Source organism: Nanhaiella sioensis, assembly GCF_046557775.1.
GTDB classification, from domain to species: domain Bacteria; phylum Bacillota; class Bacilli; order Bacillales; family SM2101; genus Nanhaiella; species Nanhaiella sioensis.
On the sequence record NZ_JBKAEG010000001.1, the window covers coordinates 1,000,194 to 1,026,257 of the forward strand.

At 32.6% G+C, this 26,064-nt stretch carries 21 protein-coding genes; 4 read left to right on the forward strand and 17 right to left on the reverse strand.

All coding sequences use genetic code 11. The features are described from left to right. Positions 1-272 precede the first annotated feature (272 nt). A complete protein-coding gene (locus V1503_RS04645; protein ID WP_410625178.1) occupies positions 273-1,595 on the forward strand; it encodes an erythromycin esterase family protein in 1,323 nt (440 codons plus the stop codon). Between the two features lie 114 nt (positions 1,596-1,709). Here the strand turns inward: V1503_RS04645 and V1503_RS04650 are convergent, their stop codons facing one another. The 5 genes from V1503_RS04650 to V1503_RS04670 form a co-directional block, all read right to left on the reverse strand. Then, a complete protein-coding gene (locus tag V1503_RS04650; protein WP_410625180.1) occupies positions 1,710-2,522 on the reverse strand; it encodes a patatin-like phospholipase family protein in 813 nt (270 codons plus the stop codon). A gap of 86 nt (positions 2,523-2,608) precedes the next feature. Then, a complete protein-coding gene (locus V1503_RS04655; RefSeq protein ID WP_410625182.1) occupies positions 2,609-3,238 on the reverse strand; it encodes a DedA family protein in 630 nt (209 codons plus the stop codon). A 100-nt stretch (positions 3,239-3,338) separates the two neighbouring features. Further along, on the reverse strand, positions 3,339-4,466 hold the full coding sequence (locus tag V1503_RS04660) for an MGDG synthase family glycosyltransferase (RefSeq protein WP_410625184.1): 1,128 nt from the start codon (positions 4,464-4,466) through the stop codon (positions 3,339-3,341). Positions 4,467-4,738: 272 nt separating this feature from the next. Then, complete coding sequence (locus V1503_RS04665) at positions 4,739-6,961, reverse strand: sensor histidine kinase (RefSeq protein ID WP_410625186.1); 2,223 nt, start codon at positions 6,959-6,961, stop codon at positions 4,739-4,741. Positions 6,962-7,052: 91 nt separating this feature from the next. Continuing rightward, positions 7,053-7,745 carry a response regulator transcription factor gene (locus V1503_RS04670; protein WP_214483458.1) on the reverse strand — a complete coding sequence of 231 codons (693 nt, stop codon included), beginning with the start codon at positions 7,743-7,745 and terminating at the stop codon, positions 7,053-7,055. Positions 7,746-8,585: 840 nt separating this feature from the next. Here V1503_RS04670 and V1503_RS04675 point away from each other — a divergent pair. After that, positions 8,586-9,512: a DMT family transporter gene (locus tag V1503_RS04675; RefSeq protein WP_410625188.1), complete on the forward strand. Its 927-nt coding sequence runs from the start codon at positions 8,586-8,588 to the stop codon at positions 9,510-9,512. Positions 9,513-9,889: 377 nt separating this feature from the next. Here the strand turns inward: V1503_RS04675 and V1503_RS04680 are convergent, their stop codons facing one another. The 3 genes from V1503_RS04680 to V1503_RS04690 all read right to left on the reverse strand — a co-directional run bounded on the left by V1503_RS04680 (position 9,890) and on the right by V1503_RS04690 (position 13,020). Next, positions 9,890-11,776: an LTA synthase family protein gene (locus V1503_RS04680; protein ID WP_410625190.1), complete on the reverse strand. Its 1,887-nt coding sequence runs from the start codon at positions 11,774-11,776 to the stop codon at positions 9,890-9,892. Between the two features lie 325 nt (positions 11,777-12,101). Continuing rightward, positions 12,102-12,551 (reverse strand): NUDIX domain-containing protein, encoded by a 450-nt coding sequence (locus V1503_RS04685; protein ID WP_410625192.1) that lies wholly within the window; start codon positions 12,549-12,551, stop codon positions 12,102-12,104. 67 nt (positions 12,552-12,618) lie between these two features. After that, positions 12,619-13,020 carry a hypothetical protein gene (locus V1503_RS04690; RefSeq protein WP_410625194.1) on the reverse strand — a complete coding sequence of 134 codons (402 nt, stop codon included), beginning with the start codon at positions 13,018-13,020 and terminating at the stop codon, positions 12,619-12,621. 281 nt (positions 13,021-13,301) lie between these two features. Here V1503_RS04690 and V1503_RS04695 point away from each other — a divergent pair, with 281 nt between their 5' ends. After that, positions 13,302-14,189 carry a S41 family peptidase gene (locus tag V1503_RS04695; protein WP_410625196.1) on the forward strand — a complete coding sequence of 296 codons (888 nt, stop codon included), beginning with the start codon at positions 13,302-13,304 and terminating at the stop codon, positions 14,187-14,189. A gap of 198 nt (positions 14,190-14,387) precedes the next feature. On the opposite strand, the gene V1503_RS04700 is transcribed toward V1503_RS04695, so the two are convergent. The 3 genes from V1503_RS04700 to V1503_RS04710 all read right to left on the reverse strand — a co-directional run bounded on the left by V1503_RS04700 (position 14,388) and on the right by V1503_RS04710 (position 19,661). Then, positions 14,388-17,513 (reverse strand): MMPL family transporter, encoded by a 3,126-nt coding sequence (locus V1503_RS04700; RefSeq protein WP_410625198.1) that lies wholly within the window; start codon positions 17,511-17,513, stop codon positions 14,388-14,390. A 103-nt stretch (positions 17,514-17,616) separates the two neighbouring features. Further along, positions 17,617-18,963, reverse strand: a complete 1,347-nt coding sequence (locus V1503_RS04705) for a sensor histidine kinase (RefSeq protein WP_410625200.1) — start codon at positions 18,961-18,963, stop codon at positions 17,617-17,619. Next, entirely contained in the window at positions 18,960-19,661 is a 702-nt protein-coding gene (locus V1503_RS04710) for a response regulator transcription factor (RefSeq protein WP_410625202.1), read from the reverse strand. Before V1503_RS04710 ends, V1503_RS04705 begins: the two co-directional genes overlap by 4 nt. A 284-nt stretch (positions 19,662-19,945) precedes the next feature. On the opposite strand from V1503_RS04710, the gene V1503_RS04715 reads away from it, so the two are divergent. Beyond that, positions 19,946-20,125, forward strand: a complete 180-nt coding sequence (locus tag V1503_RS04715) for a VOC family protein (protein WP_410625204.1) — start codon at positions 19,946-19,948, stop codon at positions 20,123-20,125. Between the two features lie 527 nt (positions 20,126-20,652). Here V1503_RS04715 and V1503_RS04720 read toward each other — a convergent pair. The 6 genes from V1503_RS04720 to V1503_RS04745 all read right to left on the reverse strand — a co-directional run bounded on the left by V1503_RS04720 (position 20,653) and on the right by V1503_RS04745 (position 25,977). Beyond that, positions 20,653-21,528: a phosphotransferase family protein gene (locus V1503_RS04720; RefSeq protein WP_410625206.1), complete on the reverse strand. Its 876-nt coding sequence runs from the start codon at positions 21,526-21,528 to the stop codon at positions 20,653-20,655. Between the two features lie 77 nt (positions 21,529-21,605). Then, positions 21,606-22,247: a pyridoxamine 5'-phosphate oxidase family protein gene (locus tag V1503_RS04725; RefSeq protein ID WP_410625208.1), complete on the reverse strand. Its 642-nt coding sequence runs from the start codon at positions 22,245-22,247 to the stop codon at positions 21,606-21,608. Between the two features lie 248 nt (positions 22,248-22,495). Then, on the reverse strand, positions 22,496-22,768 hold the full coding sequence (locus V1503_RS04730; RefSeq protein WP_214483408.1) for a hypothetical protein: 273 nt from the start codon (positions 22,766-22,768) through the stop codon (positions 22,496-22,498). A 601-nt stretch (positions 22,769-23,369) separates the two neighbouring features. Continuing rightward, complete coding sequence (locus V1503_RS04735) at positions 23,370-24,230, reverse strand: arylamine N-acetyltransferase (protein ID WP_410625210.1); 861 nt, start codon at positions 24,228-24,230, stop codon at positions 23,370-23,372. Positions 24,231-24,544: 314 nt separating this feature from the next. After that, complete coding sequence (locus tag V1503_RS04740) at positions 24,545-25,150, reverse strand: HAD-IA family hydrolase (RefSeq protein ID WP_410625212.1); 606 nt, start codon at positions 25,148-25,150, stop codon at positions 24,545-24,547. Positions 25,151-25,254: 104 nt separating this feature from the next. Further along, positions 25,255-25,977 (reverse strand): DUF421 domain-containing protein, encoded by a 723-nt coding sequence (locus tag V1503_RS04745; protein WP_214483405.1) that lies wholly within the window; start codon positions 25,975-25,977, stop codon positions 25,255-25,257. Positions 25,978-26,064: the final 87 nt, after the last annotated feature.

The window sequence follows — 26,064 nt, forward strand, 5'->3', positions numbered from 1 at the left end:
AGGTTTACTTATTTTTCAAGTGACCTTAATAATTAAAAGCAGAAAGAAATCACAATAACAGCGCTAATAAGAAAATCCCAAGCGCTAAGCAAAAAAAAAAGGCAAATAATTGAAGTTTCTAAGTATACTGAAAAGGGTGTGAACACTTTATTAGCTCTTAAGTTATCGCAGTATTACGCAAAATCGTTTTAAAAAAGCAAAAAACACATTCCATATTTACAAGAATTGTTGATGGATTTATAAGAAAAATATTAAAAAAAAGAAGGTAAAATATGAGATTATTTCGGAAAACTTCATCATTATTCATCTATACTTTATTCACTTTTCTATATTTATCAGGATGTGAAATCCAAACATCATCACATAATAGTGAAAAAGTTATCTCACTGAAAGCAGATCATATCGATCAAATAAGTAGTTCTAACAAAGATAACTTCGATTTTAAAAGCATAGATTTGAAAGGTAATGACTTTAGTGACTTAATGTTTCTGAAAGATATATTAGCAGATAAAAGAATTGTCATGCTCGGTGAAAGCTCTCATGGGGTTGCAGAATATAATCAAATGAAAGGCAGGCTCATTAAATTTTTACATGAAGAGTTAGATTACAATGTAGTAGCTTTCGAAAGCGGCATGACAGAGGTTAATCTGACAAATGAACTGTTGCTTGAGCTAGATTCAATTACTGGCATGAAGAAATCTCTTTATAATATTTGGCATACGAACAATAATACATATTTATTTAAATATATACGAGAACAGAAATCTTCAAGTCAACCTATCAACCTTGTTGGATTTGATATGAATTCAACGGGTACAAGGGAGGGATTGCTATACGATTTTTTTGAGGATATAAATTTAGAGTATGCAAAAGCTATTGAAATAGCAGAAAAAGAGTTTTATTCTTTAACACAACTAGGCAATCCTATTCCAGATGAAAGAAATAAAAAGTTAATCGATCAATATAAGAATTTATTAAGTAGTTTGAACGAAGAAAATTCTAATCTAGCTCGATCTTTAAACGAGAATATCCAACAATTGTTTGATAAAATATTCAAACAAAGATTATATTTACTTTCTAACATATACAACAGTAGTGAAGAAATAAATTATATGAACTTAAGAGATAAAATCATGTCAGAAAATTTAGTATGGTTGCTTAATGAATTATATCCTGATGAAAAATTCGTTGTATGGGGACATAACGGTCACATTATGAAAAACAATTCAGCCACTAGCAATGGTTGGTACGTTAGTATGGTAGAATATTTACCAGAGTCTATAAAAAATGAAGCATATGTTATCGGATTATATATGTATAGTGGTAAACATAAATCCCTTGATATTAAAGAAATTGTGGATGTTAATACGAACCACAAAACTAACTCAATAGAACATCGGCTTAATCAATCAGGATATCCAGTGACCTTTTTAAATATCAATATAAAAGATGATAAAACAAATAGTTATTGGTGGAATTCGGAAGCAATAGGAAAACACGATGGTAGAAGTGATATTCTATTTATACCGAGTGAGCAATACGATGGCCTTATATTGATAGATAAAGTAAGTCCACCATCATATACATTGCAATAGCGAATTGGCGTACCATCATCTAGATAGATTCATCGATAAATGAATCTATCTAGATTTTTCACTGTTAGTTGTAAAAATAATTTTCGTACGTTTTCTTCATTCATTTTACTAACTTTAGACAGTTAACCTTTTCTCGCTGAATTCTTGAGGATACATGCAATTGTTCGTATGTTGGTTGAGCTCACTAATGGAAAAAGCATCACATGCCTGCTCTCTTCCTAATTCTACAAATTCACCTAAGGATTTTTTCTGAAATCCACCTACACCTTGTAAATCAATTTCTATAATTACATCTGCATATTTTTCTACAAGCTGGTTTGTATGATATTTACTTGCTACGCCTATGTATCTTGAAAGCTGATGTAATATATTTTTTGGCTGTTGATCTTTTGATCCTCGTAGGCAAACAGCAGTAATATGCTTAGCACCCATTTCTTTTACGATATCGACAGGATTATTATTTAATATATATCCATCAACTAATAGCTGATTGCCATAATTAACAGGTGAAAATATGCCAGGAATGGCTACACTTGCATGAATAGCTTTGGCCACTTCACCTGAACGAATGACAACTAGTTTGCCAGATAACAGATCTAAACTAACTATTGCAAGTGGGATCTCTAGATCAGTAAAATACTTGCCGTCTGTGAGCTGTAGTAGCTTGTCATAAATTCTTTTCCCTTTAACAAATCCTTTTTTACCCAATCTTATATCTATTAATTTTCTTAATGAAAGTTCATCTAATTCCTTTTTCATTGTTTCTGGTTTCATACCACAAGCGTATAAGCCGGCAATGACAGCTCCTGCGCTCGTTCCAGCAATATGTGTAATTTCCATATTTTGTTTATTCAATTCGTTAAGTACGCCAATATGAGCAGCACCTCTTATGGAGCCTCCACTCAACGATAAGCCTGTTCTGATCATTCCACTTACCTCCCAGCCCAATATTTTGATTAGAGGTTGGTAACAGCTTTCAGAGTTAACACATGATGATGTCGTTATACTGTAGTTCACTTGTTCAAAGCTACACTATCTTGTTGTTGTTTGCTGTTCTCGATCTCCTCCTTCATATAAGTTCCAGCATTATTTTTTAACTTTATCCACAATAAAATAAGATAACTAATGAGAATTAATGCGCCTAAGAGATAAATATATACATCATATTCCTGAAACAATTGCTTTACTTTCGTTACATTTCCAAGTTTGCCAATCATGAGAACGGCAACTGACCATGGCAGGATTCCCAAAAAAGTATGAACAAGATAAATACGTAACTTTACATTACTTATACCAGCTACATAAGAAATATAATTTCCTATAACGAATGGTCTTGATAAAGAGATACTCCAAACTCCATACCTTCTAAACCAACATCTAGCTTTCTCCATACTTATCCAAAATCTCTTTGGGAATAAAAAGGTCATTTTTGCACCGAGTACATAAGGAATGAGGCTCGCTACCGTATACATACTTGCCATACCAAGCGAGGTGAGTACAATCTCCATATGACTAGGATTTAGCAACAGACCGTACGATAAAACGACCACAATTCCCGGGAATGGTATAGATGAGCCTTCTAAAAACATGGATATAAATAAACCAATCGTACCTAGATTTTGTATAAGTTCTAGTATATTCATCTATCTTTCACCCTTTTTCCTATATAAGATGCTGGTTTAGAGACTTCAATAATCACAGATTATCCTATTAATCTGTTAACCATTTCTCCTTTGACATAAACTACCCAACCTTATCTACCTTTTTGTTGTTAATAGCTTTTATGACTGTTAATAATTTCTCAGATGCAAACTGGCACGTCTGCACATAACCCTCAATTCTTTGTTGGTGCTCATTCCATTCCTGCTTATTCGTTAGTTTCTCAATGATCTGTGATGAGATAGACATATTCAAATCAAGTTTATACACTAAGCTTTCACTTTGAAGATAAGATAAATTAATTTCTTCCTGTCCTGGTAAACCAGCTATTGCAAAGATTGGTAACTTTTTATGCAAAGCCTCACTAACAGTTACACCGCCAGGCTTCGTCACAATAGCATCAACATTTTCATACAAATCATTCATTTCATCTCGCGAAGAAAGATACTGCAACGGCGTAATATATGGTTTTTTCCAGTTTGTTAACTCTTCATACATCCTCACGTTATTTCCACATAATACGGAAAAATGAAAATGCTTTGCTGAATGATCTATTTGCCTTAGAAGGTCTACCATATTTCCTAAGCCACAACTTCCACCAGCTAACAAAATATGATGGATTTGTTTTTGTTCGAACTGTCGGCTCACCCGATTAAACTTGCCATTAATAGGAATACCTGTCACAACTATCTTTTCTGCAGTTACCCCGCTATCCTCTATTAAGGAAGTACGTATGTGCTCACTTGGTACAAAATGATAATCAACACCATCTCTTCCCCAGACATTGTTAATAAAAAAATCTGTATACACATTAATTAACGGAACATCAATCATTCTCTTTTGCTTTAAGCGGCTAACTAAAAACGATGGAAAGCCATGTGTTGCTACGATAACATCAGGTTGTTCACGTTGAATAAGTTGCTCCATGTTTTTTAAAAACAACCTTTCATACCATTGTAATGAGTAGGTTGTTGATTTTGAATAACCGAAATTATTATATGCCCACTTATACGTTTTAGGTGATACTTTTATCCATTTAAGATAAAATGCTGTAATTAATTTTTCTAAAACTGGATGAGAGTAACTAAGTAGGTCAACCTTATTCGTTGTTATCCCATTGGTAGTCCTATTAATTGAATGAATTAAAGCCTCTGCTACTTGATGATGTCCGGAAGGCATACTTAACAATGGCAAAAATAATATCTTTTTCATTCCTGCTCTCTCCCTTTCATATGATTAAGATTCCAGTTAAGGCTCTCTTCTTAAATATTGTTACAATTCTCACTAAGAAATTACAATGAAAAAGTAGTAGAGGGCATGTATCATTTCTTAATTTGGATTCAGAGCAATCGATGCAAAAACAGCTAAGATAAAAAAGAGGACACTTCTCTCATATGATAAATGTGCCTATCATTCTACGAAGAAGTGTCCTTATTATTATAAATATTCCCTTACATAAATGTAAATTTATTCTAATTTTAACTCTAATATGTTGGTATTTTAACAATTACTTTAAATAGATCGCCATCTAGATCTATTTGTAATGTACCGCCATGTAAATCAACGATCGATTGAGCAATCGCAAGCCCTAAGCCAGATCCCTCTGTAGCTCGTGATGTATCTGCTCGTTTAAATCTTTCAAGTAGTTCGTTAATATTCTCACCAAGCTCATATTTAGTAATGTTCTTAACAACAAATTCTGCTTGGTTATTTTCATGCTTTAGACTAACATATACTCTTGTACCTGTAAGTGAATACTTCAGTGCATTAACGATTAAATTGTCTAACACACGCCACCATCTTTGTCCGTCTACGTAGCTCATCACTGAGGTATCTGGAATTGTCATCCGAAAATCAAGACCGGACTTTTCAATATCCTCTTGGTGTTCACCAAGTACTTGGTGTATTAATTGTGTTAAATCTACCTGTTGCTTATGAAGCTCCAAATTCCCACTAGCCATTTTAGATACTTCAAACAAGTCTTCAATGAGTATTTTTAAGCGATTGGATTTTCTTTCTAATATATTTACATACTCATTTCTTTCTTCCTCTGTCAGCTGCTGATTTTTTAACAAATCGGTATATGTGATAATTGAGGTCAGAGGTGTTCTTAAGTCATGACTTACATTTGTTATAAGCTCGGTTTTTAATCGCTCACTTTTTGCTTGCTCTGTTAGTGACGTCTTAATTCCAGCTCTTAGTTTATTAAGATGTTTCGCATGCTTAGCTATAACCGACTTTCCTTTTTCAGGAACTGGTTCAAGTAAGGTGCCACTTGCCATTTGCTCGGTTGCTCTAAATACACGATTTAAATAACGAATCCTTTTCATCAGAAACAAAATTGACGGTATACCGATGAAGAAGACACAAATAAGATAAAACATGATTAAACCATCATCGTAAGAATTAGCAAAGGCAATTGCAGTTCCAATCCCCCAAAAAAAGATAACGATTAATATCGCCAACATTTGCTTCCCGATAGCGGTTTTTAAAAAAGCATCCCTTACTAACTTTATATTTTTAACAACAATACCGTTTTTAAGTGTTTCGATAAAGCCCAATCCTTGCTTTAGCTCATCATACGTCCATACAACTTGGTATATGCCAAACCATATTGCAAATAAATGAATGAAATGATTAAATAATAGCCCTTCAACACTCTGATAATTGTAATAAGAAAATAATGAATAATAATCTTGCTTAAGCATGAAAGTAAATATCATGACAATCCAGCCATTGATCAAAATTAGGACAAGCCTTATGTCTAATGGCCAATTTTCATATTGTCGTCTTACAGAACTATCTACGTACCAAGATTTACGAAATTTAAATATTAATAATATAATTAATAAAGCAACAACAGCTATTGCCAGCATGATTAATGACAGATTTTTTTGATAAATGAAATATTGTGCCCTTTCTACTTGATTCATGTTTGCAACGGGTATAGTTATTTTTCCTTCAAATGTTGATGGAGAAGCTTTTAATAATGTGGTTATTTTATTATTGACATCGATTCCAGTTTCTTCGTTGTACTCTCCACCGATATAATATGATGCACTATCTAAATATTGTGATGCCTTTAAATATCCATTCTTTTTACTGAACTCCATAGTAAACGCAGCTTTTTCTGATACATCTCCAGATGAGAAGGTTTCGCCTGTCTCAATATTTTTCAACTCATATGAGAAATATGTGAAATCGGACACGAAGTCTTGTTTTTTCGCGTTTAGTTCCGCTATATACGAATCAATATTTGTGTTAATAACTGCTTTTATCTTTTTTTCGACATATTCATCATCTTCAAAGTTTTTTTGTACGTCAGCTATTTTGGCGTCTCGTTCTTTCGTAAGGGCATCTTTCACAGAGGTATTACCTGAAGCCTCCGCTTCTAAAATACGTGATTGATATTGCCCCTGTATATTTTGAATTTGCGAAGTTAAGTCACCGTAGTAAAACCTATACTGATCTATTTCTTGTTGAGAAACAGAAACTGTTTCCTTCAACTGCTCCTTATCAGGATTATTTAACACAATTGAACTTAATTCCCTTATATAGTTATGGTATTCTGATTGAAATTCATCGGTTTGAAAATAATCTTGATTACCGATAAATCGATGAGCATTTTCTAGAGTTGAAGTTACGGCAATTAGAATTATGCTAACTAATAAACTCCAACCAATTGTTTTATAGAAATTCTTCTTCATTTTACAAACCCCCTTCTTACACTCACTAAGCTATAAAAAATCCATTAAAACATTGTTTATCTATATGTTTGCGAACTTTCTTTAAAGAAGGTTACTTCTCAATCTTATAACCAATCCCCCAAACAACCTTAACATAACGAGGATTTTTTGGATTTTCTTCTATTTTTTCTCGTATTTTTCGAATATGCACTGCTACGATATTCTCGGCGTTATATGCTGGCTCATTCCATACTCGTTCATAAATTTCATTAATGGAAAACACACGCCCTGCATTCAGTAATAATAGCTCTGTGATCTTATACTCAATCGGTGTAAGCTTAATTGAGTTGCCGTCTAGCTTCACTTCCTTTGCTTCCTGATCAAGAACTAAGCCATTTACTTCAGTGATTGTTTGTTGCTCATGATATGTGCCTAGCTGTACATACCTGCGCATTTGTGATTTTACACGCGCAATGAGCTCCATCGGATGAAATGGCTTTGTAATATAGTCGTCAGCTCCTACTGAAAGTCCATGAATTTTATCTGTATCCTCAGCTTTTGCACTGAGCATAATGATAGGAATATTGTACTTATCTCGTATTTTAAATGTTGCCGCAATTCCATCCATCTGTGGCATCATGATGTCCATTATAATTAAATGCACTTCATTATTTTCAAGCTGTTGGAGTGTTTCAATTCCATTTGCTGCTTTTATGACCTTATATCCCTCATTACTAAGATAAATCTCAATGCCATCTCTTATCTCTTTGTCGTCATCGGTAACTAGAATTGTATATTCGTTCATCATTACACCTCATCTCCTACTCATTTGCTCATTATTATACTTGTCATTTCTTAACATTTGGATTAGAAAAATATGAAGAATTTCTTAAGGAAAGTATACAATCACCTTAAGCTTTGTAAATGTTCTTTCATAAGCTTTGTTCTATAACTTCTATAGGAATACACCATAATATTCTGCAATGCTTACTAAATTTGTGTTTAACTCTTTAACATAGCACCGTTTTCGCAGTCATTGTTGTCTATCGTAATAACAGCTAAACATGAAAACAACTATCGTTCGGGACATTTTTTCTTTTTTAATGACTGTAAAAATCATTTATATATACACATCAATAACTCAAATTGAAATAAAAAAGCAACAAAGAAATTGCTAACGGTGTTTGTAATATAAGAAAATATAATGTTATAAAATGGTATTTCATATTAATTATATCAATATATTATTTGTAGTGTTATATGTTTTATTACCTTTTTTAGCTTAGTTCAGAATAAGTAACCTTAAACATTGACTAATGATGTCAAGATAATAACACATAAGTAAAAGCTGTTTATGTGTTTATCCTACTAAGAATAAACATATAAACAGCTAGTATTCTTGGCACCTTTTCATTTAAAAAACAACAACACCTAGATAAAAATACTAATTTAAGGAAGGATGGCACAAAGCTCGAAAAAACGTAAGCAAATGAAGATCAGTCGCAACGGTAGTTTTTATGTAAATATCAACTAGATGAGTACCTCAGGCTAAAGTAGTAGACCATGTTCATCCTATTCATTGATGTACGATAAGCTTCCTTTAAGTATGCTATACATAAGAGATAGCAACTAGGAGGAATGAAAGATGAAACAATATAATCTATTACCTATAGTGGCAGGTATATTAAGTGCTGGCATAGTCGGTTTCAGCTTTTTATTTTTAAAAAATATTGTAAGTGAAACTTCACCTTTAGCTATATTATCCTACCGTTTTACCATTGCATTTATTGTCATGACAGCATTTATTTTATTAAAAGTAATACGCGTAGATTTTCGACATAAACCCGTACTCCCGCTTATATTATTCTCAATCGTTCAACCTGTACTTTCTTTTTCATTTCAAACTTATGGAATGAAATATGCTTCTTCCAGTGAAGCTGGTATTATTACAGCCTTAGTCCCCATTTTTGTCATGTTATTCGCGGCTATCTTGTTAAAAGAGAGCACGACAACAATACAGAAAGCTTCTATTCTGCTTTCCGTGGGAGGTGTAAGTTACATTACTGTTATGAAAGGCGTTGACGGTGAAGCAAATATGCTTGGTATTATACTCATCTTTTTATCTGTTGTATCAATGGCTTTTTATACTGTATTGGCAAGAAAGTTTTCTAAACAATTTTCACCAATTGAATTAACGTATGCAATGATGGGCATGGGCATGATCATGTTTAATTTAGTACTTTTTGTCTCACCTGAAAAAGCTGATTTTACAGTCTTATTAAAAGCCAATTTTATTTTACCGATGTTATACTTAGCGATTTTATCTTCTGTAGTTACATCTTTCTTAAGCAATTACATGGTATCTAGAATGAAAGCTTCACAATCTGTTGTATTTATGAACCTTTCAACAATTGTAAGTATACTTGCAGGTGTTTTCATTCTGCATGAAACATTTTACACTTATCACTTGATTGGCACTATTATGATTATCATAGGTGTTGTCGGAGCAAATATAAAGGGCATAAATATACCTAAACAAATGACGCAGAAATCAACTGTCATTCATGACTAAACACCCATATATCTTTCAGTTAAAAAGAGTAGCTTTAACATAGGTATTAACAACAAGTCTCTTAATGAATAACAAAATGAAATTTAGTGCTAATGTTATTGTTTTTCGAAGAAAAGATACTTTAGTTTACGGAGTCTTACTAAGATATCTACACGTATACAACTAAATCTGGTCACCTTTTTAAGGATCAAACCTCATCTTAGCAACTTCTACAAAAAGCGGCTAATACAAAAACAACCAAAATAAATAAGTCATGCATGTAGCTTTTAGCTAATATGCATGACTTATTTATAGTTAAATTCTTTGTGCTACCTACTACTTACTAGGTGCCATATTGAAAGCTTTGATCAAATACCTGAACTTTTCTAGAAGCTTCATCATTGACCAGTTAAAGCTTCATTATATGATGTCCCATCATAGAACCTTAATAAGTCTCCATAAACGATGTTATCTGAGTATTCTAGCTCATGTTTTACTTTTTCTTCATATGGTTCACAGCTAGAACTAGTCGTTTTTGCTCCAGTACGTTTGTCAAAACATATAGATTTTGTATATATATAATCCTCCGTTATAAAGCTTCCATCTCTCAAGACAGTAAGGTCACTCTTTTTTGTCGAGAAGATATCAGCACCAAAATGAACGTCATTTTTTGTTTCAATCCCCAATAAGTGCAAAAGTGTCGGCTTCACATCTATTTGTCCTGATACTTTCGAAACTACAAGTGGATTTTCATCTGTAATTCCCGGTATATGAATTATTAAAGGGACTTTTTGTAAATTCACTACATCAAATGGTGTCATTTCTTTTCCTAAAAACTCTCCCATAGCTTTTTTATGATTTTCGGAAATTCCATAGTGATCGCCATAGAATACGAGAATCGAATTTTCATATATGCCTTCTTGCTTTAGTAATTCAACGAAATCTTTAAGAGCCTCATCCATATATCGCACAGTTGGAAAATATCGATTAACTGTCCGGCTATTAGACGTAAACTCATCTACCATCTTATCCTCTTCTTCAAGTACAAACGGAAAATGATTTGTTAACGTAATAAACTTTGTATAAAACGGCTGCGGTAGTGTCTTTAATATATCTACAGATTGGGAAAAGAACTCTGCATCCTTTAACCCCCAACCAATTGAATTGTTCTCATTAACATCAAAATCAATTAATGAGAAATAACGATCATAGCCTAGGTTAGGGTACATTACACCTCTATTCCAAAAGCTTTTTTTATTCGCATGGAATACCGCTGAATAATAATTTTCTTCTTTCAAGATTTCTGGTGTCGCACGATATTCATTTTCTGAATGAGTAAAAAATACTGCCCCCCTACCTAAAGGGTATAATGAATTCTCAACTAAAAACTCACTATCAGAAGTTTTTCCCTGACCCGTTTGATGATAAAAATTATCAAAATAATAGCTTTCTTTCACAAATTCATTTAAAAAAGGCGTAATTTCTTCCCCATTAATTGTTTCATTTATCACAAAATTTTGCAAAGATTCCATTGAAACGATAATCACATTACGACCTTTTGCGATATCAAAAAAGTCTTGATTTGGTTCTTTGTAATTTGCTTTTATATAATTTTCTATTTCAACAAACTCACTACTATCTGCAAATGCTCTTTGTGCTTTTGTTTTAGATGTTAACAAAAGGTCGTAAATGTGGTAATTGTATGACCCGATGTTCTTCACTATTATTTCTCTGTCAAATGTACGCGTTAACAGCTGCGGTCTTTCCGTTTCCGCAAGTACTAAATTAACTAAAGCAATGCTTGTAACTAATATGAAATAGGCTCGTTTATCTTTCTTCGTATAAATGATTTCATTAGATCCCTTATTCCTGTGACGCATAATGCAATATATCACAAGCACATCGACAAACATAAAAATATCAGTCACATGCAATAGCTCAAAAATACTATTATGTAGATCCTTTATATTGCTAGTTTGGAAAAGTAATGGCATTGTAATAAAATCTGAAAATTCCCTATAATACAACATATTTGCATACAACACGAATGAAACTATGAAGCTTGTAACAATTAAATAACGATTACGTTTCTTGATATTAATAAACAGTGCAATTCCAAAAATAATAAGTAAAAAGCTTAGCGGATTTATAAATAGAATAAATTCTTGCTTCCAAGATTCAATCTTTAAATCAAAGCTAGTTTTATAGACAATATATGTCTTCAGCCATAATAAAGTTGTGGCGGCGAATACGAATGACATCTTTAACAATGATGATTTATTCATCCCTAAATTCCTCCCATATTCATGGCACCTACAAAGGGAATTTTTGTATTTTTAATTATGATTTTAGCATTGTTATTTATTGTTTTCTACCCATAATTTACTAAAATAATATCTTTTTAGAATGGAAATATCCTACTTCGTGTATGTACTATGAAATATTAGACGTCTACAACTAATAATCGTTACACCTTTTCTTATTTTTACGATACGAAATGGCATAACACTCCTATTAGTTGAAGGTGTTTTCGCATTTATTGTTGCTTAGTAAAACATCATCATGGGGATTGTCAATTAAGTAAATAGCAGCAACGTATATGCAAAAAAATTAGATAAAATCTAGAATTTGTATATCTACGAGATCAAGATCCCCAATATTATCCTTATAATTCCATAGCATAATTTCTGAAGTTTCATCGTTATCTCTGAAAGGTTGCAATTTATCTACTGTTGAGTAATAAACAGGATTATACTTTACTTCACCACTATGTTTATTTTTCACCTTAAGTAAACCTTTAAATGATAAATCATTTACTTCTTGTCCTGTTTCCTCAAACAACTCTCTTATAGCACACTGCTTCGGGGTTTCACCTTCTTCTCTTCTACCTGCTGGTATCTCCCATTGATTTCTCCATACGTTATAGCATAAAAGAATACGCTCTCCACATATGATTACCGCAAAAGAACCGCTAAGCGGTTCATATTTCTTCATCTGTGCTTCGTTGCATTTAATAAAATCAAGAAACTGTAAACCGTTTTTATTTTCAATGATTTTCAATTTAGTTCCTCCTATCCTGAAGACTCTAGTTCAAGCTGTATTTCTATAGTAACCAGCTTTTACTAGCTTAGCTTTCACCATCAAACACTATTAGGTTACTAATGAAAAATTCTCTTATTTGTTCAACTCCATGATCCTTCTTCCAAGAAGCTGAAATGATCATTTCATCAAAAGCTTTTGTAATATCATTCTCTGTTAAGCCCTTCGCATAAAAGACAAAATCATATTTATAGGTTGCGTTAGTTTGAGAACTACCTTTACCGTACCAATACCTCTGCTCGTCAATAGCATTAATTGCATTTTTCCATTCTCCATATTCTGGGGTATCAATATTTAAGTCTATAACGTTATGCTTAGAGTCTATTTCAAAGTGAAATATCAATTTTCTAAAATCATTTATTGTTGGATTGACTAAATCTCCTGTTCCTACATATTGATATTCTTCTTCAGTTAAATTTGCTACGTTCACTCTAATATGAAAGCTTGGCTCTTTTAATTGGTTACAAGCAACTAGTAAAAAACAGCATAAAAAAAGTACTAGCTTTTTAATTGTGTATACCCCCTTTACTAAACAACAGGAATATTTTGTAATTTATATAAATAAGTTTATCATAACAAAATAACTTTCTCTTTATTTATAATTTTGTAAATAATTAGTTTTTTATAATATTTTGATGTTAAAATCAAAAGTAAAGCCTTGTTCAACTTGGCACACATGCGAAAACAATCATAAAAGATGGAGGTTATTCGATGGACAAAGAAATTTTATTTAATCACTTTTCAAAAGTGATAGAACTGTTAGAGCAGCATTACGTTGTTGCATCTAAAAAAGAAAAATTACTAAGTGGCTTACGCGAAAAAAATTCTGACGATTTTAAAAATATTAAATACCTAAGCGAATTTGCTACATTTGTAACAGAGATGTTGATGCAGCTTAGTGGAGACAAGCATTTATACATTGAATTATTCACTGATCAAGAAGACGGTAACTTTCTAGAGGAGGATTGGCTAAAAAAAGAACTGGAATCAGAAAGAACAAACAACTTTGGGTTTACCGAAGTAAAGGTTATGCCAAATAATATCGGTTACATGAAAATAACACAGTTTATGAATCCTGATAGAGGTATAGATACAGCCATTGCAGCGATGAAAATGTTAGAAAATACGGATGCAACAATTATTGATTTACGTCACAATCGTGGGGGATATGGAGAGCTAGGAGAATACATACTTAGCTACTTTTTTGATGATGAACCTATACTACTATCTACTACTCATGATATGAATATAAAAGATTTCCAAACTTTCACCCATCCTTTTGTTGTTGGCAAACGCAAACTAAATCATCCACTTTACATATTAATTAACTGTAAAACTGGATCAGCAGCTGAGTACTTTACTTATGTACTCCAAGCTCATGAGAAAGCAATTATTGTAGGTGAACCTTCAGCAGGAGCTGCAAATAGAAATACGTATTATCCATTAACTGATGGAATAAGACTATCTATTTCAACTGGGGAACCTATTGTTGAAATAACTGGTTCTAACTGGGAGGGCGAAGGTGTCATTCCAAATATCAAATGTGCTCCTGAAGATGCCTTAGACAAAGCTATAGCACATTTACAACAAAGTGAATGAAGATTAATAGCTATCTAACCAAACTAACTTTTTTATAACTAACCTATATGTCGTTAAGTATAAGGACATTCTATCCTTTTAATGAATTGCAGTATTCTTTAAAAGGATGAATGTCCTCTTGCATCTTCGTTAAATGTATGATTCTAGTTACTTATTTAACCTACTTGTATTTTCACAAAAATGACATGTAAATAGTTATTAATCTGTTAAACTTTTAGACCTATTAGTTTTGGTGAAATGATTCCTATTCATTTTCGTTTGCAAAGAAATAAGTGCTGGTATAAAAACAGGTAGCATAATGACAGTCAGGAGTGTTAAACCAATGATTACTACAGTAGCCATTTGAGTTAACGACAGCACACCTGCTGGATACATTGCTGCAAACGTTCCACATAAAATTGTAGCAGCTGAAATAATGACTTTACCCATTTGTTTTTTAGCAATTACTAATGCTTCAATTGTTGAAAGTTCAATATTTTCTTTAAATCTCATCATTAGGAAAATACTATAATCTACTCCAAGTGCAATGATCATAATGAATGAAAAGAATGGAATGGTCCAAGACAATCCACTGTATCCAAAAACATGAACAAAAAGTAAATCAGTCATTGATAGAGCTGTATAATAACTTAATATAAGAGATGCAATAATAAATATTGGTATCCAAAAGGCCCTCATAATTAAGACGAGTACGACAAAAATTCCTACTAACATTAAAATAATTGTGCGAGAAAAGTCATCGTTTGCCATCATATTTAAATCGTTATTTATTGAAGAAATCCCACCTATTGCATACGTTGTACCCTTTATATTGGAAGATACAAGTTCACTTTCAATGACAGAGTTTAGTTGATTAATGACTGAAATTGCTTCTGTTGAATACGGATCTACAGATAACTCAACTGTCAATTTGAACGTACTTCTTTCATCAGACATATACGTATTTAGGACATCCTGATAGTCTCCTTCAAGTAATTCTTCAGGAACAAAGAACGAAGAAGTTCCTTCAGATTGTGTTACCTCATCTAAATAGTCGGTTGCATCGTGAAGTCCTACTGAAATTTCGTTTAACCCTTCTGAGCTTTTAGAGAGACCTTTTTCTAATTCATTCATTCCAGAAGATAATTCCTCTAGTTCATTCTTCAGTTGTTGCTGGCCATCATTGATCATTAAAATTCCATTTTCTATCCCTTCCATATTAAATAGAATTTCTAATTGTCCTAGACTGCCTATTTCTAAGCCATCAGCAAGCTCTGAAGCTGCTTGAGTCAATTCTTTCGAAGCAGTCACTAATTGATTATGTCCTGCTATGATTTGCTCAAGCCCTTCATTTGCTTGAACAAACACATCATTAGTCGAAGAAAATCGATTGTTTAGCTCTATCAAACCATCTGTTAAAGCTGTAGACTGTACTGCTAATGTATCAATGGCTGTATTCAATGCCAACATATTTGGGTCAGATGCCACTTCTGGGTATGCACTTTCTATTTGAGTAACTAAGCTTTGCATTTCAATTGTTGTTGACTGAATGAATGCTAATTGCTTTTCCAAATTACCGTATTCATATGCAAATGAACCATACCCACTTTGAAGCTGTTCATAGTTTGCAAGTAACCCTGCCAATGATGTATCTAGCTTTGTTAAGTTATTTTCTAAAGTTGCTACAGCATTAGCTAGTTCTCTTGCTCCTTGTACACCAATTTCTGAGCCATTATTAACTTGCTGTAATGCATTTGTTAGCTGCTTCATATTATTTGCAACTTCTTCAGTGCCATCTATGAGCCTATCTAAATCAGCAAAATCTTTTGGTGATGAGAAATTCTCATTCGTACCTGATAATCCATCTGCAATTTCTATTAGTCCATCGTTAGCTGTTGATAAACCTTCGTTCACTTCACCTACTTGATCTTCAATATATAACTCTGCTATTTTCTCTCCTTGTGGTCTTGTTGGTCCGTATACAGTTTCCACTCCCTCTATATTCATAAGGGATGCAGTTAAATCATCGATGAGAGCTAACTTTTCATTAGAATCTAAGCTTTCATCAGCAGCAATAACAACCGTAGTAGGTAATGCTTTACCAGGTGAAAATTTTTCAGCAAGAATGTTAAAGCCTTGTACTGATTCATACGTATCACTTACTTCATCTATACTGTTATACGATAACTCTCCTTTAGACAATAGTAAAAATGGGATTGTAATCATAACTACAATAATAATTGAAATAATTGGACGAGCCATTGAAAACTTTCCTAATATAGACCACAGTCTGCTTTCACCATGCCCTTTCTGCTTTTGCACTGGCCAGAACATAAATTTACCAATTACACTCATAAAAAAGGGCATCATTGTGTATAACACAACTAATAACGTGGCAACTGACACAGCTACAGCGACAGAGGATTGAAAAACAGAAAACTGAGCAAAACCTAATATACTAAAACCAATAAACACAGCTAAACCACTATATGCAACTGTTTTACCAGCTGTTCTGTATGTGGTGACTATCGCTTCAGTTATTTCTTGATTATTACTTAGCTCTTCCTTAAACCTGCTTAATAGTAAAATATTATAGTCCGTACCAATACCGAATAAAACTAAGATTAAAAATGTCTGTGTAGTTGTTGAAAATGGGAAATCAAATGCATCAACTAAATGCGCTACAATACTTAATGAGCAAATATAAGTGAGAGCAACGATTAATAATGAAATGATCGGTGTGATTGGAGAACGAAATACGACAATTAATACAAGGATAATAAAAATAACTGTAAAAAGTTCGGTTTTTTTAACACCTTCTCCTGTATTCTGAATTTGATCTTCATTAATAAATTCGTTACCTGTTAAATAAGTCTTTACCTCACTACCAATTAATTCCTTTTGTAGTTCTTCACGTACTTCACTCACTTTTTTCCCAGCTTTGTCTACACTGATAACTGCCATTACTGTTGTACCATCTTCAGAAACAAATTGATTTAATAATTCTTCGTTTTTAAAATGTGTAGCGATATGAGTGATCGCTAGTTCCTCTTGTTTGTTCTGTAAATTGGCTATTTCCTGCTCAATGTTATTTAGCTGAGCTGGTGTAAGAGGTTCATCTTCATGAAAGACGGCGACGACGTCTATATTTTCTTTACTTGTAGTTGTACCCTTCAAGTCATCTAGTAATTGATTAGACACAACTGATGAATATTCATCTGGTATTTTGGGCTGCCCCTTTTCCCTAACTAAATCATCTAAATTAGGCATCGTTGTTATTAATAAAGCAGATACAATTAACCAAAAAATAATCATTGCCCAACGAAAATTTATAATTGTCTTCATCGAAATCCTCCTTTATTATCCATTCGTCCTTAATTTAGCATTGAAAAATAAAAATAAAATGAAATAAAAATAAAAAAAAATAAACGTTTTAATTACAAAACGTTTATTGTTGAAAACGAGAGATAGGTAGTTGTATTTTAATACCTAACCCACCTAGTCCTTTTGAGCGATAGGCTGAAATGAAACCGTCATGATTTTCTACGATTGACTTAGCAATCGCTAGTCCTAACCCTGTGCCTCCCTTTTCACGTTGTCTCGATTTTTCAACTGTGTAAAATTTTTGAAACAAGTATGGTATGTCACCTTCAGCAACACCTACCCCATTATCTTCTATATTAATTACAATTAATGACTCTTCTATCGTGCCTTTCATAGTAATTTTTAGATCATTATTATAAGCATGTTTAATTGAATTACTTATAATATTTGCAAACAATCTGCGAAGAAACTTTTCATTTCCTAGAAAATATGTGTCGGTGTGAAAATCATGATCCCAATGAAAGGAATAATCTAAACCAGCTAACTCAGCTTCGTACTCTTCTCCTATTGACTCAAAAAACTGACCAATTAGAACGTCAAAGCGGTCCATTTCCTGTAGAGCAATTTCATTAGTAGAAAAGATTGAGAACTCTTGTACTAACTCTGTCATATACAACGCTTTTTTTTGAGCTAATTTAATGTATTCCTCTTTTTGGCTTGCTGTTTGATGTAATGGCGATACAGCTAGCTGGAGAAACCCATTAATTGATGTTAATGGAGTTTTTAAATCATGTGCTATCGACGACACCATATCAATTTGCTCTCGATATGCACGATGAAGTCTTGCTTCTAATTCATAAAAGCGATGATAGAGCTCACCTATTTCATCTTTCCGAGTAGGTTGTACCGCTGGAAGCTGTTTATGTAAACTAACCATTTTAAAACGGTTTATTAAATTGGTTATTGGGTTTGTAATTGTCTCGTGAAAATACAGTGTTAATAATATGAAAAGGGTAAGATGTGTAAGAACAACAAATATAAAAATATCGATGGCTACTTGGAAAATTGCTTCATTTATTTCGTCTAACTTACGTTCTAACGACAAAAATAATACGACCTCATTCGTATCTGGTGTTTTAACAGGTAACCACCTATCACCTGTAGAAATTTCTTTTTCTATGGCGTCATACTCAAAAAAAATTTGCTCAAATGCTGGGTTTGTCAGTTTTATCGTTAATTGTTCTCTCTCTCCTAAATTCTTTAAATATGTCGTCATTTTTTGTTGATCGGGATATAATTTTCCTACTTCTTCGGCAATGTCTTCATGTTTTTCTATAAAGCGTTCATTATTTGTAGATAAATCACTTGTAATTGAATCTCTAACATCGAGCTCAATGTACAATAAAACGATAAAAAAGAATACAATACCAAATATTAAAAACAATAATGGAATGTGATATTTTAGTTTCATAGCTTCACACCATCTAAAGTATATTTATAGCCAACGCCCCATATCGTTTTTATATAGTCATGATTTTTCCCAAGCTTTTTTCGAATATTTTTAATATGTACAGTCACATTGTTTAAATCACCAAAATCATCTCCCCAAACACGCTGATAAATCTGTTCCCGACTAAACACTTGGTTTGGATGTTGAGTGAAGAATAATAAGATTTGAAATTCCTTAGAAGATAATTGTAGTCTCTTTCCTTCTAGAAATCCTTCATATGAATTTTCATTTAACATAAGTGGAGTCTTAGCTATTGAGTGTGTAGGATTACTTTCTGATAACTCTTGTTTTAATCTTCCAATTTTCCGAAAGTGTGCCTTTACCCGCGCAGTTAGTTCATGTACATTGAAAGGTTTTGTTAAATAATCATCTGCTCCTACTTCAAGACCAACGATCTTATCAATATCACGATCTTTTGCACTAAGTAATAAGATCGGCATGTTATGTTGATCGCGTATTTTTTTACATACTTCAATACCATCCATTTCTGGCATCATAATGTCTAAAATAACAAAGTCAATTTTTTCTTTATCAATTATTTTCATTGCTTCTATACCAGAGTAAGCAAAAACTGTATTGAACCGCTCATATTTTAATGTTTCTACAATAAGCCTTACGATATCTTTATCGTCATCGATGACAAGAACAGTTTTTTCCAAAGAACTCACTCCTGTATGCAATAAGTTGTTTTATCCAATTCTAACATTTTCACATGCTAAATACATATCGTCTAGACCATTCATATTTTCGTCAAACAATTACTTTATCGTTAATCTATATTAAAGTTACTAGGATATAACGAGGCAGTCCCTTTCATTACATTGTGTACTCAATAAATACGAAAGCAACTTAACAGCGATCCTAAATGGAAATAAATGTTATAACATGACTTATCTATTAGTATAAATAGAGTAATAAAGTTACATAAGGAATTGAGAGATGTATGTCTATACACGTTTGCCCTTATTTGAGGGTGAAGGGAAATGGGAATGAAGTCATACAATTTAATCAAAAAGCACTGAATGCTGAAATTCTTTCTCTCCAATCTTTAGGAGAAATGCTTAAAAACACCCATTTTGCTATGTCACATGAAGATAAAGGCTTGGTTGGATACGCTACCTAAAAATCGGAGACTCAATCCTAATGCTTTTAGATACAGATCCAAGTCAGCCTTATCAAAGGGGAAATCATGTTAGAATATGTATTACATCAACAGATGTGGAAGAGTCCAAGCAAATTTTTGATGCATTATAAGAAAGTGGCACTGTTCACATGCGATTGCAAAAAATCCCTTTTAGTCCTTGTTACGGAGTTGTAACGGATCAATTTGGTGTTACATTTCAAATTTACACTAAAATTCAAAAATAACTTATTTACTTAATTATTACTTTTTTGATCCCCCTTCGAGATCAGGCATAAGATATTGAAAATAATCACCTTTTTCACAGTAAACCCTGGAAACCTCAAATGTTACGGGGGATCTTCATCTTAAGTTTTTAGAACCGCAAAATGAATGAGTATATTTCAATTCATTTCCTACTGTTATTAATTCAATTGTATATCATACTATTCAACTGAACTTCAATTCTCTTTTTTCATTTACTATAAAGTATGAGATCAACTCATTTTCATAATATAGATTAATGTGCATTATTTTATGCCGTCCATAAAATCAAAAATATCTGTATCCAAGGTCCATGCTAGACGTTTACACCACTCTTGTTGGACTACTAATGGTGCATGATGTATCCTATTAAGGACTTTCCATACTTTATTAACACAATAGCTTTTTAATGTGTTAGAGGGTAAATGAATAGGATTAAATTTTAAATATTCATTAATAAAATGATTGTTTAATACATTTGCATGCTCAGGATAATGTAACTTAGTGAACCAACATACCCATGCTAAGTCAGATAATGGATTTCCCCATTCTGACCACTCCCAATCTAATACAGTATGTACTCTGTCTGAATTGTATAATACGTTATGTATTCCATAATCTCCATGAGTCAATACCCACTCATCCTTTGAGTCATTCTTGTTCATTAATAGTTCCTTAGATTTGTTAATAAGACCCTCAGGTACAAATGCTAGATTTAGATTAATATCATTGGCATGACTTTCTTTTATTCCATAAGAATTAAAATCGTATTTAAAGGAATGTATATGTTTAGCGAGTGTTTTACCTAATTCAATATAAATATTCTCAGATATCGTTACATTACTTTGATCGAAAATTGATTGAGCATTGTCACCTTGTCGATATTCCATTACTGTAAATGTCGTTTCATCTGTTTCCATTAATTCATATAGCCTTGGAGTTAAATCTGTTTCTCTAGTTAATTCCAAACACTTCACTTCATTAAAAATATCTTTATTGAATATCTTACCTATTTTAATAACTATGGGAGGGTTAGAACCTTTTAATAACAAGACTTCATTCGTATAGCCACCAGTTAAAGGAACAGGTGTAAATGCACCGTATTTTTCTTCTAAATGACATTTCAAACTGTTACTAATCAAAATATTTAATCACCTTACTTATCTCCCAACCTTTTTATCTGAGAAATATGCTTTATTGTTTATTTAGCAAGAAATATTCAATAGAGCCTATTTTTATAGCCTTCTTGTAATTCTTTTGCTACTTGTTCAGAAGTTGCATTTGGTATCTTCGAGTGAGCTACCAACATTTGTGGAACCGATGGAAGTGTCTCTTTAGCATACCATGATTCGGGATTCCATAAACTTGATCGAATAAAGGCTTTGGCACAATGCGCATAGCACTCCTGCACTTCTACTAAAATTCCAAATAACGGAGCACGACCATTTACTTTACTATTTTCTAATAGTTCAGGATCACGACAAATATACGCTTTTCCGTTTATTCTTAACGTCTCCCCTAATCCAGGTATAAAAAATAAGAGTCCTATATTTGGATTTGTGATTATATTATTAGCAGAGTCCACTCTTCGATTTCCTGGTCGTTCAGGAATAAACAAGTGATGATCATCCAGAACAGATACAAACCCTGGGGAATCTCCTCTTGGTGAAACGTCACATTGTCCTTCTGAATTAGAAGTTGCCATTGATAAAAATGGGGATTTATCAATAAAGTCTCTACAATGGCTGTCGATAAATGAAATAACTTTATTAGCAGCTCTTGGGCTTGGCTTGCCAATAAACTGTTGAAAAGATTCGAATTCTTCTCTTGTAGAAATAATCTCTTGATATTTTTTGCTCATTCAATCACACCTTTAAAAATTGGAATATAGATCCATCATACAATAATAAAATTAAAAGTAGCAATTCTAGACTTCTAATTTGGTAATACAGAAAGTTCAAAAGGTAAACTATCAAAGTAGCCAATTTACAGTAGAGTAATAGAGGAGTTGAGTTGAAATGCTGAATTCAAATAAGATACCATAAAAGAAGCAGTTAAAAAGCTTGTATTTTCTCAGTATTCACCATCTTGATTATATACTTTTAATTCCTAACTTGCTTTATTTCTATATTTCAAATTGGTTAGAATAAATGCAACAGCAACGATGATAGCAACTAAACTCGATATAAAAAATCCAATTGCGAATGAGAGGATACGATCTTCTGCTACTCTATCATTTATTTCAAATCCTAAAAAAAATACTCCAACTCCGTCTCCATCAACATCTGTTCCAAGTGACAATAAATTTAATCCTTCAGTAAACAATAAAACTCCAAATAAAAGTAAAACACCTGCAATTACCCAGCGACTTAAATTAGTCATTTTTTCACTCCTTCACATAATCAAACTTTTACTTAGGCTGTTTACGCATTGAGTGTTGTTTTTCGTACTAAGGTATAAGCACATATACAACTAGATTTGATAGCATCTTTGCTCATAAAACGATAGCTTTTAAATAAAACTACATATTTATCTTTTAGTTAAGGAACTGTAGCAACAGAGTTACGAAAAGCGCCTATACTTAAAACCATCACTAAAAATCCTCATTATAATATTATCACAAATTTTCCATTACCTTACAAAAAATAGTATACTTTATGTTAAGCGAACTATTTTAAATAAATTATATTTAAAGATCAATTAATGTTGAGTTCCTAAGGATTGTAATAGAGTTTGTCAACTCTTTGATATTGAACAGGTTAAAATTTTTTATATAAATCTGTTTTCATCCTTGTTTATATAATCATTCATATCTAAATATATCCAAAAACACCTTACTATGAATATATTTAACTCTTAGGTTTTTACTGACTTATTTACACAGGTTACTGTCCAAGCTTACTATTTAAATATCGATCTTGGCACCTCAACTAACAGTAAGTAACATCAAGCTCTACCTACTAGAAATATCTTTTAGTAGCTCTTAGCTGTTCTCCACGTGAAATATATCTGTACCTAAATCTCTTAATATATTGATAGCCTTTCTAACAGGCAAATTGGGTAACATAAACTCTTCAGAAAAGATACTCTCGACTTCCTCAGTATCCTTTAACTTTAGTACAACTTCTTGATGATCGGACGTTGTAATTGTTAATTTATTGTTGATTAATGAAAGTGTACGTCCCTTGTCAAATTGAAACAGATTTACTCGAAGTCGAGTCATAAACACCGCATCTTTGGAATATGATTTGTGAATCGCTTCATCAAAATCTCCTACTTTACTACGAATGTTAGGATTAAATGACCAGTGGTTATTAACAAATTTCCCATGACGAAAACGTGTAAATCGGTAAAAACCTTGTTGTTCATCATCTGGTATGAGTTGAATGTCATCTGCACCAAACGATGAAGAATTTTGCATGTTTTCAAATCGGACTGGCTTCATAATAGGTGCTGCTGATCCAAAATCTAAATATAGTCTTTCGTCAGGAAAGTCAGGTAATTGTACTAATATCGCTATATGACTCTCTCCTAACCTTACATGATAACAGTCATATCCTAATAGTGTTAACAGCTGTAAAGCGTACGGATTGAGTACAAAACACGTACCACCAAAATCATATTTAAATAGATTATCAACATATTCTTCAACAGAAGGAATGTAGTAACCATTTGAGTTGTTCCTAGTAGAATAAATTAATTTACTAACATTTTCAAAAGGTAAAATAGAAAGATGCCTTTTTGAAAACAGCTCTAAAAATTCATATGAAGCTGTGCTAGGTGGTGTCAAATTTAATCGTTCCAAATATCTATATGCCCAGTTTGGTAGTTGTTGTTGATTCATTCATAACAGCTCCTAATTTCATTTTTGCATACTAAGTGACTCTGACTGGCTCAATAATACTATGTTCAGGATTAACTGCTCATTCATTTAGCTTAATTCCATTGTACAAAAGGGTTCTACAATGTATCATGGGGAGGAAGAATGATATGTCACTACAACTTTTGAATGACTGTTAAGTGAGCTAAAATTGAGGAAATATACTAAGAGATTTTCAAAAAACTGCTCCATCAAATTAAAGTAATTGCAAGATAAGATGATGGAGCTAATATGTAGGCTAGATAATTGGTAATAATTCATTAAAAATTACTATATCATTACATCCCTAAACTAAATTTTGCTGACAATAATAGTGGCATTATTTGATTTATCCAACTTCCTTGTTCGTCTGCAAGTAAAGTTTTCCATCCAAGTGTACGAGCCTCTACAAAGTTTTGCTCTTGATCGTCTACAAACAATGTTTCTTTTTCACTGTCTAGCTTAGCTTGAATGGTTGTATATATGTCTTTATGAGGCTTACAATAACCGACTTCACTAGATACTGTAACGCTCTTAACATCATTTTCTATCTCCTTTAAAATTGGCTCAATCCACTCCATACGATGGTTGCTTAGTATATGAATGTCAGCAAACTGACTCCATTTAGCAATATGGTGTATAGCAGGGAGTAATTTTAAATGAGATAACAGCATAGGCTTGGCTACTCCTTTTTCAATTGAAGGGTGTTTCTTGGACAGACCTGACCAAAATTGATCCTCTGTTATTTTCCCAGCCCAAAGCTCAGTGCGCACACTATTTTTATACTCTATTAGTTTGTCATAATGAATCTTTGATGTTGTAGATAGTTCTTCCCAAAAAAACGGTGATAAATTTGTAGCAAGAACCCCTCCAATATCAAGAACTAGTTGCTTTTGATTAGACAATGCTATGTAACTCCTCTCATATTTGACCACATTAAGTATTCATATCATTTTTATAACATGTAATCCTTCGTTTTTCTATAATAAGAAGTAAAGGTTAACTTTTATTAATGGTCAATTGGAGGGATATTTGTTTGTTCATCTACTTTAAGAGAAAATTGGAGCTTATCATTTTGAGATAATGAACAGTAAAATACAGTATTTAGATCTGTAATATTCTCAGCTAATAATTTTGTTCTTAACCATGCTTCATCTTTATTTAGCCATTTTAATAAATCTAATTGAATTTCACCGTCTAAAATAACGGGTATTTCATAATTATGCCCATCTTTATGTATACCGAAATCCTCGTTCGTAATTAGCTCCTTCATCGGGACCTTTTTAACAGATAAATTGCCATCTGCTTCAACAATAGCAATTTCAACATCTTCAACATGAAATACATCTTTTCCACGTAGCATTTGTAATATGTTATCGATTGAGTATTGGATCTTTTTCATATTTTTCATGAGAAATTCACCATTGTATATAACGATAGTCGGCTCAAAGGTCAACAGCTTACCAATCTTTCTATTTTTCAATTTAAAAAGCACAATGGCTTTTTGAAGAATCGCGATTGTGATCATCGCTACCACAGTATGGATATGATCAATCTTTGGATCTGCAATATCTGCCCCAACAACAGCTCCAAAAACGATAACTACAAGAAAATCAAACACTGGCAACTCACCTATTGATCGCTTCCCCATAAAAAGTCCTAGAGCAAGCATTAAAGGAAGAATCGTAATAATACGTATAATTACTTTTAAAGAATCCTCCCAAACTTCCACAATTTACTCACCTCACATCCCTTACTATCGTTATCCTTTCCATATTAAGGGACATATTATCCAGTAAAGTATAAAAATTTGACCTAA

Coding starts and splice junctions, on each gene's coding strand:
- V1503_RS04645 (WP_410625178.1), top strand. CDS start 273: ATGAGATTATTTCGGAAAACTTCATCATTATTCATCTATACTTTATTC.
- V1503_RS04650 (WP_410625180.1), bottom strand. CDS start 2,522: ATGATCAGAACAGGCTTATCGTTGAGTGGAGGCTCCATAAGAGGTGCT.
- V1503_RS04655 (WP_410625182.1), bottom strand. CDS start 3,238: ATGAATATACTAGAACTTATACAAAATCTAGGTACGATTGGTTTATTT.
- V1503_RS04660 (WP_410625184.1), bottom strand. CDS start 4,466: ATGAAAAAGATATTATTTTTGCCATTGTTAAGTATGCCTTCCGGACAT.
- V1503_RS04665 (WP_410625186.1), bottom strand. CDS start 6,961: ATGAAGAAGAATTTCTATAAAACAATTGGTTGGAGTTTATTAGTTAGC.
- V1503_RS04670 (WP_214483458.1), bottom strand. CDS start 7,745: ATGAACGAATATACAATTCTAGTTACCGATGACGACAAAGAGATAAGA.
- V1503_RS04675 (WP_410625188.1), top strand. CDS start 8,586: ATGAAACAATATAATCTATTACCTATAGTGGCAGGTATATTAAGTGCT.
- V1503_RS04680 (WP_410625190.1), bottom strand. CDS start 11,776: ATGAATAAATCATCATTGTTAAAGATGTCATTCGTATTCGCCGCCACA.
- V1503_RS04695 (WP_410625196.1), top strand. CDS start 13,302: ATGGACAAAGAAATTTTATTTAATCACTTTTCAAAAGTGATAGAACTG.
- V1503_RS04700 (WP_410625198.1), bottom strand. CDS start 17,513: ATGAAGACAATTATAAATTTTCGTTGGGCAATGATTATTTTTTGGTTA.
- V1503_RS04705 (WP_410625200.1), bottom strand. CDS start 18,963: ATGAAACTAAAATATCACATTCCATTATTGTTTTTAATATTTGGTATT.
- V1503_RS04715 (WP_410625204.1), top strand. CDS start 19,946: ATGTCTATACACGTTTGCCCTTATTTGAGGGTGAAGGGAAATGGGAAT.
- V1503_RS04725 (WP_410625208.1), bottom strand. CDS start 22,247: ATGAGCAAAAAATATCAAGAGATTATTTCTACAAGAGAAGAATTCGAA.
- V1503_RS04730 (WP_214483408.1), bottom strand. CDS start 22,768: ATGACTAATTTAAGTCGCTGGGTAATTGCAGGTGTTTTACTTTTATTT.
- V1503_RS04735 (WP_410625210.1), bottom strand. CDS start 24,230: ATGAATCAACAACAACTACCAAACTGGGCATATAGATATTTGGAACGA.